The 12,811-nt window shown below is 37.9% G+C and carries 11 protein-coding genes; 2 read left to right on the top strand and 9 right to left on the bottom strand.

Features of this window, described 5'->3' with window-relative positions:
* Positions 1 to 77: 77 nt before the first annotated feature.
* On the bottom strand, positions 78 to 1,673 hold the full coding sequence (locus Ami3637_RS11820) for a CTP synthase (protein WP_162362761.1): 1,596 nt from the start codon (positions 1,671 to 1,673) through the stop codon (positions 78 to 80).
* Positions 1,674 to 1,993: 320 nt separating this feature from the next.
* Here Ami3637_RS11820 and Ami3637_RS11815 point away from each other — a divergent pair, with 320 nt between their 5' ends.
* Positions 1,994 to 3,007 carry a threonine aldolase family protein gene (locus tag Ami3637_RS11815; protein ID WP_162362760.1) on the top strand — a complete coding sequence of 338 codons (1,014 nt, stop codon included), beginning with the start codon at positions 1,994 to 1,996 and terminating at the stop codon, positions 3,005 to 3,007.
* Positions 3,008 to 3,084: 77 nt separating this feature from the next.
* On the opposite strand, the gene Ami3637_RS11810 is transcribed toward Ami3637_RS11815, so the two are convergent.
* On the bottom strand, positions 3,085 to 3,699 hold the full coding sequence (locus Ami3637_RS11810) for a HutD/Ves family protein (RefSeq protein WP_162362759.1): 615 nt from the start codon (positions 3,697 to 3,699) through the stop codon (positions 3,085 to 3,087).
* A gap of 195 nt (positions 3,700 to 3,894) precedes the next feature.
* Between Ami3637_RS11810 and Ami3637_RS11805 the strand changes: the two genes are divergently transcribed.
* On the top strand, positions 3,895 to 4,992 hold the full coding sequence (locus Ami3637_RS11805; RefSeq protein ID WP_162362758.1) for an HD-GYP domain-containing protein: 1,098 nt from the start codon (positions 3,895 to 3,897) through the stop codon (positions 4,990 to 4,992).
* Between the two features lie 87 nt (positions 4,993 to 5,079).
* Here the strand turns inward: Ami3637_RS11805 and epsC are convergent, their stop codons facing one another.
* From epsC to xylB, 7 genes are all read right to left on the bottom strand, one after another.
* Complete coding sequence (gene epsC / locus Ami3637_RS11800; protein WP_243158005.1) at positions 5,080 to 5,982, bottom strand: serine O-acetyltransferase EpsC; 903 nt, start codon at positions 5,980 to 5,982, stop codon at positions 5,080 to 5,082.
* 160 nt (positions 5,983 to 6,142) lie between these two features.
* A complete protein-coding gene (gene rbsB, locus Ami3637_RS11795) occupies positions 6,143 to 7,051 on the bottom strand; it encodes a ribose ABC transporter substrate-binding protein RbsB (RefSeq protein ID WP_162362757.1) in 909 nt (302 codons plus the stop codon).
* 71 nt (positions 7,052 to 7,122) lie between these two features.
* A complete protein-coding gene (gene rbsC / locus Ami3637_RS11790; RefSeq protein WP_202931050.1) occupies positions 7,123 to 8,085 on the bottom strand; it encodes a ribose ABC transporter permease in 963 nt (320 codons plus the stop codon).
* Between the two features lie 5 nt (positions 8,086 to 8,090).
* Positions 8,091 to 9,584, bottom strand: a complete 1,494-nt coding sequence (locus Ami3637_RS11785; protein WP_162362756.1) for a sugar ABC transporter ATP-binding protein — start codon at positions 9,582 to 9,584, stop codon at positions 8,091 to 8,093.
* 11 nt (positions 9,585 to 9,595) lie between these two features.
* Positions 9,596 to 10,003 carry a D-ribose pyranase gene (gene rbsD, locus Ami3637_RS11780; RefSeq protein ID WP_162362755.1) on the bottom strand — a complete coding sequence of 136 codons (408 nt, stop codon included), beginning with the start codon at positions 10,001 to 10,003 and terminating at the stop codon, positions 9,596 to 9,598.
* Between the two features lie 22 nt (positions 10,004 to 10,025).
* Positions 10,026 to 11,069: a LacI family DNA-binding transcriptional regulator gene (locus Ami3637_RS11775; RefSeq protein WP_162362754.1), complete on the bottom strand. Its 1,044-nt coding sequence runs from the start codon at positions 11,067 to 11,069 to the stop codon at positions 10,026 to 10,028.
* A 214-nt stretch (positions 11,070 to 11,283) separates the two neighbouring features.
* Positions 11,284 to 12,807, bottom strand: coding sequence for a xylulokinase (gene xylB / locus Ami3637_RS11770; RefSeq protein ID WP_162362753.1), 1,524 nt, complete (start codon positions 12,805 to 12,807; stop codon positions 11,284 to 11,286).
* Positions 12,808 to 12,811 lie beyond the last annotated feature (4 nt).

The following is a 12,811-nucleotide window of genomic DNA, read 5'->3' as shown; positions in this document are numbered from 1 at the left end:
CCCAAAACAAAAGTAAGGACTACAAATGTAACTCTTACTTTAGTTTACATTTGTAGTCCTCATTTGTCAACCCTGTTTTATTTTAATGCTGCTTTAATAAACTCCCTGAATAAAGGATGTGCCTTATTTGGACGGCTTTTAAATTCGGGATGATACTGTACACCCACATGAAAAGTATTTCTCGGTATTTCAACTGCTTCTACAAGCCTTCCATCTGGAGATGTTCCACTGATTTCCATACCACACTCTATGAAACGTTCCCTGTAAGTGTTATTGAATTCATACCTGTGTCGGTGCCTTTCCTGTACAGTTTCTTTTTCATAAGCCTGTGACATTTTAGTATTTTCTTTAATTTTACAAGGATATGCACCCAGTCGCATGGTACCTCCCTTGGGGATATCTCCCGACTGATCTGGCATGAAATCTATTACTGAATTTGTTCCATAAGGCAAAAATTCACTGGAGTGAGCATCCTTTAATCCAAGTACATGTCTGGCAAATTCTATTACTGCAATCTGCATACCAAGACATATGCCAAAGTAAGGGATATTATTTTTTCTTGCATATTCGCAGGCACAGATTTTCCCTTCTATCCCTCTGTCCCCAAACCCTCCTGGTACTAGAATTCCAGTCACATCGCCTAATGACGATTCTATATTTTCCTGATTTACGTCCTCTGAATCAATCCATTTTATATGAACTCTGCTGCCATTTTCGTATCCGGCATGACGGAGAGCTTCTGCCACAGATAAGTATGCATCATGCAGCTTCACATATTTTCCCACAATAGCAATCTTTACTTCCTTATCCCGCTTTTCAATTCTATCCAGCATCTGGTTCCATTCAGTCATATCACAAGGTCCCGCATTGATGCTTAGTTCCCTGCATACAATCCAGGAAAAATTGCTTTTCTCTAACATTACAGGTGCCTGATATAAAACCGGCAGGGTGATGTTTTCAATCACACAATCCGGTTTTACGTTGCAGAATAAAGAAATTTTCTGACGGATATCTTCCCCGATGGGTTCGTCAGCGCGCATAACAATAATATCTGGTGAGATGCCCAGTGCCCGTAATTCCTTGACAGAATGCTGGGTAGGCTTTGATTTGTGCTCTCCAGAGCTTTTTATATAAGGAACAAGCGTTACATGTATGAATAAACAGTTTTCTTTCCCAACCTCCAGAGATACCTGGCGTATTGCTTCCAGAAACGGCTGACTCTCAATATCTCCTGTGGTTCCTCCTATTTCTGTGATGATAACCTCTGCCTGACTGGATTTTCCCACATTATAAATAAAGCTTTTTATTTCATTTGTAATATGAGGAATAACCTGCACAGTACTTCCCAGATACTCTCCATTGCGTTCCTTTGTTAAAACATTCCAGTATACCTTGCCTGTGGTTAAATTGGAAAACTTGTTTAAATCTTCGTCTATAAATCTTTCATAATGGCCTAAATCCAAATCAGTTTCTGCTCCATCTTCTGTTACAAAAACTTCCCCGTGCTGGTATGGGCTCATTGTTCCTGGATCTACATTTATATAGGGATCCAGTTTCTGGGCTGCTACTTTCAGTCCTCTGGCCTTAAGCAGCCGCCCCAGTGAAGCAGCCGTAATTCCTTTCCCCAGACCTGAAACTACACCACCTGTTACAAAAATATATTTTTTATTCATATCCTTTCATCGCCTCCTTTAAATAAAAAAAGCACAAAAACTAAAAAAATAAGGTTCAACAGCTAATTAGAGTGAAAGAGATACAAGACCCCTTTTCGCCGTCTTCCTTATTAATATTTTGTTCTTGTGCACTTTTATATACAATAAATATTTACTGAATTATTTTACTACATTTTGAATAAAAAATCCATTGTTTTTTTTAATAACAAATATATTTTATTTCCCATTTTATCTACCGGACTAAATTTATTTCATATATAATATATTTAGGCTGCTCTGACATTACACAGTTGCCAAAAAATTTTTAGGAGGACTATTCAATGATATTTTTAAGATGTGATTATAGTGAAGGTGCTCACCCTCAGATTCTGGAAGCACTGGTAAAAACCAATATGGAACAGACTGTGGGCTATGGAGAAGATCCTCACTGTATAAACGCCGCCCGCATGATTAAGGACAGAATTGGAAGACAGGATGCTGATGTACACTTTTTTGTAGGAGGCACTCAGACCAATTTTACTTCAATCACAGCCTTTCTCAGACCTCACGAAGCTGTAATATCTCCTGCCAGAGGACATATATGTGTTCATGAAACAGGTGCAGTAGAAGCCCGTGGACATAAAATTATTGCTATGCCTACTAAAGACGCAAAGCTGAATCCAGATCAGATTGATGAAGCCGTGAGATATCATGAAGATGAGCATTTTGTAAAGCCTAAAATGGTATATATTTCAAATACAACTGAACTGGGAACTATTTATAAAAAATCAGAGCTGCAGGAAATAAAGAAAAGATGTGAGAAATACAATTTATATTTATATCTGGATGGAGCAAGACTAGCATCAGCCCTTACATCCCCTGAAAATGATATGACTATAGAAGATATTGCCCAGCTGACTGATGCATTTTATATTGGCGGTACAAAGAATGGGGCACTATTTGGTGAGGCTTTGATTATTTCTAATCCAGAATTAAAAAATGAATTCCGATGGATACTGAAACAAAGCGGCTCCATGCTTGCAAAAGGCAGACTTCTTGGCGTTCAGTTTGAAGAGTTCTTTAAAGATAATCTTTATTTTGATCTGGGACAGCATGCCAACGATATGGCCAAAATTTTAAGAGAAGGTATTGCTGCAAAAGGATATAAATTTATTACAGATTCACCTAGCAATCAGATTTTCCCTATATTTCCAAATGAACTTGTTTCTGAACTTGAAAAGCAGGTCTCTTTTGAAAAAGAATGCCCTGTTGGAGACAAAGAATATTGCATCCGTTTCGTTACTTCCTGGGCCACACCAGTAGAAGACATAGACGAATTAATTGCAATGTTATAATAAATAAAATAAAAGGAGCAGCCTATTAATAATTCTTAATTGACTGTTCCTTTTAAGTTCAGATTCATACTTATCTTTTAGATTTCATTTTCATTATAGTACATATGGGTCCAGATAGTCTTTCCCTCACCGGATAAGTTCATTTGGCTGATGCTGCCATAATCAGAATTTATTATTAATAATTCGCCTGCTTCTAACAGACATTCTTCCTTATGGAAATTTACTTTACACTTTCCCTCTGCACAATAAAAACCATGGCTCATTTTTTTATACCCTTCCATTATTTCTACTTGTACAGATACAGATTCTTTTGTCAGGGTTATTACTTGGGCAAAACCCTGGTTGCCTTTTCTGACCATTAAATTAAAATCCGTTATTTTGCCAAAACTTCTTGTCTTATATGTGCCACTGAACCGGTCCTGCTCATATTGCGCCAGCCTTATTACACGTTTTTTCTTATGTGAAAGTACCACTTCACCATGAAGTACAATCAGAACCCGGTCATAATCCGGCAAAGGCGTAAAATCTGATTTCTCAACATCTACAGATGCGGAACTAAGCCTCCATATAAATTTTCGCTGGTTATATAAAAAATTTTCGGGATAAATTGCTAACTCAGTGGTGATTCCACCTGACCATTTCCCTATTTTATAATCTTGTTTTCCATACTTTTTATAGTTTATATTACACATTTTGCCCCCATAAATAAAACCCATTTTTACACTTATTTGCTTTATATTACATAATTATTATACTTTAATTTATCTTTATTTGCAAATTTTGATAAGATGTGGTAATATATAGCTTAGCTTTATTATTTTAGGAAGTTTTTAGAATGTTTCGTAAAATCTAATTAACTTCAAGACTTTTACCAAGGAAGGTTCCAGATGATTTTCGTACAAACAAATCAGCTTAAGCCCGGTATGATAGTTGGTCAAGCTGTTATGAATGACGTATCGGTTGTTCCACTTCTACTTGCCGATCAAAAACTAACTATACGTTATATCAGAAAGTTAAGAACACTGAATATTCCCGGAGTATATATAAAAACAAAATACAGCGAGGATATCATTGCTCAAGGTTTTGTTGACCCTGCTTTAAAACAGAAAATCACGGCAGATTTAAAAAGCGTATGTAGAAATTTTGTATCAAAGTCGGCTATAACTTCAAGCATGGCAAATACCTTAATTGATGTTTCCAGCTCTTTGATGGACCATATTCTTTCTAAGGATGAATATGTCTTAAATATGGTTGAAATAAAAACATTTGACAACTATACTTATTCCCATTGCATTAATGTTGCCAGTTTAGCCACACTCATCGGGATACAGCTTGGATATAGCCGTGTTTCCCTTCAGGAACTTACGTCAGCTGGCTTAATGCATGACTTTGGTAAATTAGAAGTACCTATCGGTATTATAAATAAACCTTCCTCTTTAACAACAGAAGAATTTGCTATTGTTAAAAAACACCCGACCTATGCGGTTAACAAGCTAAAAAATTCAATGAAAATTTCATTAACCGTTTTAGATGGTATTGCCAGCCACCATGAGAAATATGATGGAACTGGTTATCCAAATGGACTTTCAGGGGCAAATATACCTTTATGTGGCCGAATATTAGCCATTGCAGATGTTTATGATGCCTTAACAACTGCCCGGTCATATCGTCCGGCATGGCAGACTAAAGATACTCTGGATTTTATGGCCAGTAATTCAGGTACTCATTTTGATCCTGATATTTTAAATGCTTTCTTTAAAACAATTTCTGTTTATCCGGTTGGAACTATGGTGAAACTAACGGATGATTCCATAGCCTTGGTTATAAAAAATACCCCGGGATGCATGCTGGATCCTATGGTAAGGATTCTTTCCTCAAAAAAAATTGCATCCGGAACAGAGTTCGATCTTGCTAAAGTTGAAAATTTACATATTATAAAATCCATTGATGCGGACAGTGAAATTCCATTGGAAATATTTGATTAAATAAAATTAAAACCTGATTCTTATACAGTTTTAAATAACTGCTGAATCAGGTTTTTTTATTACATAAAAAATGAAGGACTGTTGTTCCTACTCATCAAATCCATCGCCACTTATAGACAGTTCCGGATTTTTGATACTTACTTTGGTATGAGGTGCTATGGATTTTGTAATAAAAGCATTACCCCCAATAACACAGTCATGACCGATTACTGTTTTACCGCCCAGAATAGAAGCTCCGGAATAAATAGTAACATTATCTTCTATAGTCGGATGTCTCTTAACTCCTGCCAGAGACTGGCCTCCCCGTGTAGATAAAGCCCCAATGGTGACTCCCTGGAACAGTTTTACATTATCTCCGATTATGGTAGTCTCTCCGATTACAACCCCAGTACCGTGGTCAATAAAGAAATACTTTCCGATGGTTGCTCCTGCATTAATATCAATACCTGTACGGCTATGAGCATATTCTGTCATAATTCTTGGAATAAAAGGTACATTTCTTATATACAGTTCATGAGCCATACGATAAACGAAAACAGCATAAAGTCCTGGATAGGAGAATATAATCTGTTCTTTACTGCCTGCTGCTGGATCTCCATCATAAGCAGCCTGAATGTCTGTCACCAGTATTCTTTGAATTTTTGACAGCTGTCTCAGGAATTCAACGGTAATGGTTTCAGCCTGATCTGCTATCTCCTTACTTTTACAGTTGCAGGTATAGGATAGGGCCAGCTCTATCTGTGTTGAAAGCTTATCAAAAACATTTGTAAGCTTTTGTCCTATAAAATATGGTGCCAGGGTACAATCCAGCCTGTCTGTTCCAAAATACCCTGGAAACATAATTGTCCTGAGTTCTTTTATTAAACTGATAATCTCGCTCCTGTCAGGCAGCATTACAGTCTCTTTTGCTAAGAACAGTTCCTCTGTAAGATAATTAGCAGTAATATCTTCAACTATATCTTGAACATTTTGTTTAAATTTATCTTTCAATTTTTAACATCCCCTCTATAAAAAATGCATACGCTGAATTATATTATACTACAGTGTCTTTACCTGAGTCCAGTATTTTACTCAAAAAGCCATTACAGCATACCAAATATGGTATGCTGTAATGGCTTTATCCCTTAATATATAACCGAATCTTACTCTTTTATTCCGTAACAAGTGAAAGTTTAACTGGAATGGATTTGTCTACTTTTTCTCCACCAATCACTTTCATGGCAGCATCAACACCTTCTGCTCCAATTTCTTTTGGAAGCTGCTGAACAGTAGCCGCCATTTCACCAGCCTTAACTGCTTTAACTGCATCATCAGTAGCATCGAAACCAACAACCATGATATCTCTGCCGGAAGCTTTAATTGCTTCTAAAGCACCTAATGCCATTTCATCATTATGAGCGAATACTGCATTAATTTCTGGCTGAGCCTGTAAAATATTTTCCATTACAGATAATCCCTCTGCTCTGTTAAAATTAGCCGTCTGTTTAGCTACAACTTTAATATTACTCTTAGCGATTGCTTCATTAAAGCCTTTACCTCTGTCAATAGCAGCAGAAGCTCCTGGAACACCTTCAAGTTCTACAACGTTACCTTTTCCTCCAAGCTTTTCAACAATAAAGTCACCTGCAAGTTTTCCTCCAGCCACGTTGTCAGAAGCGATATGACAAACAACATCGCCCTTATTAGCTGATCTGTCAAGAGTGATTACCGGAATGCCTGCTTCATTAGCAGCAGCCACAGCGCTCCCCACTGCTTCTGAATCGGTAGGATTGATTAGAATCAGGTCAACACCCTTGTTGATTAAATCTTCCATGTTTGAAAGCTCTGTAGCTGAATCATCCTGTGAATCAAGAACCACCAGTTTAGCTCCCAACTCATCCGCCTTGGCCTGAGCACCATCTTTGAGATCCACAAAGAAAGGGTTATTCAAAGTTGATACAATCAAGCCTATTGTTGCCTTTTTGTCAGCTTTGTCATCTGGAGCAGCAGCCTTATTTCCACATCCGAACATTCCCAGTGCTAAAATAAGTACCAGCAAAACCACTAAAATCTTCTTCATTTTTCATCCTCCTAAATTAACAATACATACAATATATATTTAATCGCCCATCGATTAAATAACATAACGTTTTATCTGGCGGCCTTCTGTTTTCTGTCAAGCAGAACAGCAAACAGTATTACTGCACCCTTAGCCACATCCTGATAATAAGAAGGCACCTGCAATAAGTTTAAAGCATTGTTCAATATACCTATAATCAATGCACCAATAGCAGTTCCTCCGATGGTTCCTACACCGCCCGACATACTGGTTCCTCCGAGTACTACTGCGGCTATGGCATCCAGTTCATATCCTGCTCCGGCAGTAGGTTGTGCAGAACCTAGTCTGGCTGTAACAATGATTCCTGCCAAGGCGGCCAGGATTCCAGAGGCTCCATATACAAAGAGTTTAACCTTATCGGTTTTAATGCCTGAATAAACGGTTGCTTCCTCATTAGAGCCCAGAGCATAAATATATCTTCCCATGCGCAGATGTCTTAAAATGTAGTAAGCAATGACGAATACAATAATCATAATGTATACTGGAATAGGCAGCCCTAATATATAGCCTGACCCAATTTTCCCAAAAATGAGGCTTCCCGCACCGTCACCGGTTCCAATGGGTTTTCCCTGGGTATATACCAGCGTAAAACCTCTAAGTAATGTCATGGTTCCCAATGTTGCAATGAAAGGCTGTAACCGCCCTTTACTAATAAGCAGACCATTTACAATTCCAATGGCCAGGCCTAAAAATAAAGTAATGAGTATTGCTAAAATTATGTCCATACCTGAGGCAATGAGATTTGCTGCAATGGCACCGCATATGGCCAGAACAGAACCCACAGAAAGATCAATGCCCCCAATTAAGATAGCAAAGGTCATGCCGGTAGCAATCACTGCATTTATCGAGGTTTGCCTAAGAACGGTAAGCAGATTCCTCCATGTAAAGAAACTATCACTTAAGCAAGCCATAGCAATACTTAATAGGAGTAAAACAATTAACGGTTTATTTTTTTTGATTATATCCTTAACACTATCATTAGATGTCCATTTCAATTTGACTACACACCCTTCCCTACAGCTAAACTCATAATACTCTCCTGATTCGCACTATCCATATCCAATATTCCACTGATATGCCCTTCATGCATCACCAGAACCCGGTCACTCATGCCGAGAATTTCAGGAATTTCCGAAGAAATCATAATAATACTTACACCAGCCTGCTTGAATTTATTAATTAAATTATAAATTTCCTTTTTAGCCCCTACATCAACACCTCTTGTTGGTTCATCAAGAATAAGGATGCTGGGATCTGCAAACAGATTCTTTGCAATAGAAACTTTTTGCTGGTTTCCTCCGCTTAAATATTTGACCAGCTGTTTGGTCCCACTGGATTTAATAGATAAATTTTTAACGTATTCCTGACTGACTTCTTCTTCCCTTTTCTTGAAAACATATCCCAGTCTTCCGCTGATACTTTTTAAGGAAGTAAGAGTTATATTTTCTTTTATGCTCATGCCTAAAACAATGCCATTGGTCTTTCTGTCTTCTGAAACGTAGGCAATCCCTGCTTTTATGGCATCTCTTGGACTGTTAATATGGATTTTTTTACCATTTATAAAAATTTCGCCTTTATCCATTTTATATATTCCATAAATTGTTCTGGCAAGTTCTGTTCTGCTTGAGCCCATAAGTCCTGCAATGCCTAATGTCTCGCCCTTTTTCAACTGAAAAGACCCATTGCTGACAAACTTATTTGTAAGATTTTTAACTTCAAAAATCACTTCACCTATTTCTGAATTGGATTTTGGATACTGTTCTTCCAGTTTTCTTCCTACCATCATTTCTATGAGCTTATCTTCATCAACTTCCGATGCAGGTACTTCCCGGATTAACTTTCCATCACGTAAAACCGTTATATCATCACAAATTTTAAATATTTCTTCTAGCCTGTGTGAAATATAAACAATGCTATGGTTCTGCGCCTTCAACTTTCCTATTACACTAAACAGTTTTTCTGTTTCAGAAATGGTTAATGCTCCCGTAGGCTCATCCATAATAATTATTTTTGCATTTAAAGATAAGGCCTTAGCTATTTCCACCAACTGTTGTTTACCAACACTGATATTATTTACAATTTGTCTGGGGTTCTCATTTAGCCCCAACATAGAAATCCATTTTTCAGATTCGCTGTATAATTTTCGCCAATCAATTTTTCCAAACCTGTTTACTGGTTCTCTGCCTAAAAATATGTTTTCACCTATAGATAAGTGTCCTATGAGGTTCAGTTCCTGATGTATAATGGCTATTCCGTTTTCCTGGGACTCCTTTGTACTTTTAAAATCAACAGGTTCATCATTTAAATGTATTTGCCCGGATGACTTCTCGTATACGCCCGTAAGAATTTTCATCAACGTTGACTTTCCCGCTCCATTTTCTCCAAGGAGTGCCATAATTCTGCCTTCATATATAGTAAAGTCAACCTTATCCAGCACTGTAACTCCGGAAAACTCCTTGGTTATCCCGCTCATGGTCACAATCTTTTTATGCATTTATATCCTCCTTAGAAAACTACGCCCGATATTAATATGATATTTGCAAAAGGAGTAAATTCACCTGTCCTTATGGCACATTTACATTTTTTTGTACTTTCCTTAAACATTTCATGGGGCATATATTCAATCTCAAACATTTTCTCTGATTGTCTGCATAGCGCCAGAATTTCATCGTGTAATTCACTGCTGACCGTCCGTATTTCTTCTGCAAGAATAATCTTTTCCACTTCCTGTTCAGACAAAACAGCCCTTAACACTGATGTAAATGAGGGAATACCCTCAGATAATGCCAGATCTATGCGTTTCACACCATCCGGAACTGGCAGTCCTGCATCACCTATAACGATACTGTCTTTATGTCCCAATTTTGAAATGCAATAGGATATTTCGGAGTTAATTAGCAAATTTTTCTTCATTTTAACTACACCTCTTTGAAAATTATTTAGTAGACATTCGAATAATTAGTTCAGTTGGAAGTAATATATTATTTTCTTTCGCTAAAATTTTATTATTCTCATTTTTTACGCTGTTCACTCTGCCTTTTTCCAGATTTTTTATAAGAAGCTCTGCGGCTTTAAAACCCATTTCATAATTGGGCTGTTTTATGGTGGTCAGTGGCGGCTCCACCAGACTTGCCAGATAAATGTCGTCAAATCCTACAATTCCAATGTCTTCTGGCACTCTTAAACCATATTCCTTTAATTTTTTTATTGCCCCGATGGCAATTAAATCGTTACCGCAGAAAATTGCGTCAGCAGGTTCTTTTTCACAGAGCAGTTGCTCTGCAGCCTGCATTCCCCACTGCATCTTATACTCTCCCACCTTTATGTAACGATTATCTATAACAAGTTTTCTTTCCGTAAGAGCCTGGTTATATCCCTCTAGTCTTCCAATTGCAGTGGTAGTTGTTATAGAACCTGCAATATATGCAATCTTTTTATAGCCTCTGTCCAGCAGATACGAAGTTGCCATATAAGCACCTTTTTTGTTGTCTACTACAACCCGTCCTATGACATTTTTATTTTCATAATCTCTGTCTATTAACAGAATGGGGACTTTACATCTGTCTAAACTGTCAAAGCCCATCTGCCTGTCAGAAGAGTGTGCAAAAATAATACCGTCCACCATTTTTTCCGTTAATACGTTAATATATTTATCTTCTCTTTTTATTTTGTCATCTGTATTGCAATAGATGACACTATATCCCAACTCACTGGCTTTATCCTCTACGCCTCTTGCTATTTCAGGGAAAAATGGATTTACAATATCGGGTATAATCAGACCGATTGTACGAGTCTGCTTTGTAATGAGACTTCTTGCCATGGTATTGGGTGTATAATTATATTTTTCTGCAATAATTAAAATCTTTTCTCTTGTTGCCTGGCTGATTTTTTTATCTTTTTTATTTAAAACCATAGAAACTGTAGCTATTGAAACTTGTGCCTTTTCTGCAATTTCTTTTATCGTTATGCTTTTTTTCATGGTAATTTCCTTCATCTTACTTCGGTTAAACGTTTAACCTTCCTTCCCCTACATTCTACTTTAAATGAATCATAGTGTCAATGTATTAAATACGTATACATTTTAAAAAAAGGAGCTCTCTCGTAAATAAATACGTGCAAACAGGTATCTGTTTTCTTCTTGTATGCACATTACTTATTCTCACGGGATAGCTCCATCATATGATGATTAACGTTTACAGGGCAGCTAATTTTTTGTAACTGTCAAATAACGTTATATACAATTCTTTATATAATTTATAGTACTTCTGATATTCCATACTGTTTGATTTAATAGGTTCCTGTATGGACTTTTTCAAAATAAGCTTTTTACAGGTGGATTCCAAATCCTTATATACACCTGCACCGATTCCCGCCAGTATGGCAGCTCCCAACGCACCACCCTGTTCAGCCTGAATGGTACTTACAGGACATTGATACATGTCAGCAAACATCTGCCTCCACATATCACTTCTCGCTCCACCTCCGCAGATCATCATGTCGTTTATATTTACGCCCATTTCCCGGAAAACATCTACACATTCCAGCTGAGAATAGGCAACCCCTTCCAGTACTGCTCTGATCAGGTGTTTTGTTTCATGAATGGCTGAAAGGCCAAAGAAAGTTCCACGGCAGTCCGGATCCGGATGAGGGGAACGTTCACCCATTAAATATGGCAGATATACCAGCCTGTCCGCACCAACGGGGACTTTTGCTGCCATAGCGGTCATGATTTCATAAGGGTCAACGCCTTTTTCTTTTGCTTCTGCCACTTCATTGCTGCATACATTGTTTCTAAGCCATTGAAGGGAAAGTCCGGCTCCTTGTGTACAACTCATAACCGTCCATTTTCCTGGAACTGAAGCGCATAATGTATGCACTCGGCCCTTTTTGTCAATAGCAACTTTATCTGAAATTGCATAAACAACTCCTGAAGTACCGATGGTTGTAAAGGCACTTCCTTCACTTACAATTCCGGTTCCTATAGCTGCAGCCGGATTGTCTCCAGCTCCTCCTACAACAATCGTACCAGCCATAAGACCTGTTTCTGCTGCTGCCCCCTGATGAACCTGTCCGGTTATATCCGGTGATTCATACATTTTTCCAAGCAGCCCCCTGTTTATTTCAAGTGTATCCAGAACCTCATCAGACCAGTCTCTCTTTGATACATCCATAAGCTGCATTCCTGATGCATCAGAGACTTCTGTTGCAAAATCTCCTGTAAGCTTATATCGTATATAGTCTTTAGGCAATAAAATATGAGCACACTGTTTATAAACTTCCGGCTCATTTTTTCTGACCCAGAGAATCTTTGCTGCGGTAAAACCGGTCAAGGCTGGGTTGGCCGTAATGTCAATCAACTTCTCTGGTGTCAGAAGTCGGTTCATATCTTCTACCTCTTTACCAGTCCTCTGATCACACCAGATGATTGATCTTCGCAAAGGAAGTCCATCGGAATCAAGCATAACAAGTCCGTGCATCTGGCCTGAAAGGCCAATTCCTTTTATATCCTTGGGATTCACCCTTGATTGTGTTATTACATACTGAATACCTTCAGCTGTTGCCTTCCACCAGTCCAGTGGATCCTGCTCTGCCCAGCCGTTCTGTTCCTGATAAAGAGGATACTCACATGTTTTGGAACTTACTGTGTTTGCATCAGTATCAAACAAAACTGTCTTTGTTCCAGAAGTTCCTATATCTATTCCCAATAAATATTCCATAGTT

The sequence above is a fragment of the Aminipila terrae genome, from assembly GCF_010120715.1.
Taxonomy (GTDB): Bacteria; Bacillota; Clostridia; order Peptostreptococcales; family Anaerovoracaceae; genus Aminipila; species Aminipila terrae.
The sequence above is the reverse complement of the archived record's forward strand: the minus strand, read 5'-3'. Positions and strand labels throughout refer to the sequence as shown.

Coding starts and splice junctions, on each gene's coding strand:
- Ami3637_RS11820 (WP_162362761.1), bottom strand. CDS start 1,673: ATGAATAAAAAATATATTTTTGTAACAGGTGGTGTAGTTTCAGGTCTG.
- Ami3637_RS11815 (WP_162362760.1), top strand. CDS start 1,994: ATGATATTTTTAAGATGTGATTATAGTGAAGGTGCTCACCCTCAGATT.
- Ami3637_RS11810 (WP_162362759.1), bottom strand. CDS start 3,699: ATGTGTAATATAAACTATAAAAAGTATGGAAAACAAGATTATAAAATA.
- Ami3637_RS11805 (WP_162362758.1), top strand. CDS start 3,895: ATGATTTTCGTACAAACAAATCAGCTTAAGCCCGGTATGATAGTTGGT.
- rbsB (WP_162362757.1), bottom strand. CDS start 7,051: ATGAAGAAGATTTTAGTGGTTTTGCTGGTACTTATTTTAGCACTGGGA.
- Ami3637_RS11785 (WP_162362756.1), bottom strand. CDS start 9,584: ATGCATAAAAAGATTGTGACCATGAGCGGGATAACCAAGGAGTTTTCC.
- rbsD (WP_162362755.1), bottom strand. CDS start 10,003: ATGAAGAAAAATTTGCTAATTAACTCCGAAATATCCTATTGCATTTCA.
- Ami3637_RS11775 (WP_162362754.1), bottom strand. CDS start 11,069: ATGAAAAAAAGCATAACGATAAAAGAAATTGCAGAAAAGGCACAAGTT.
- xylB (WP_162362753.1), bottom strand. CDS start 12,807: ATGGAATATTTATTGGGAATAGATATAGGAACTTCTGGAACAAAGACA.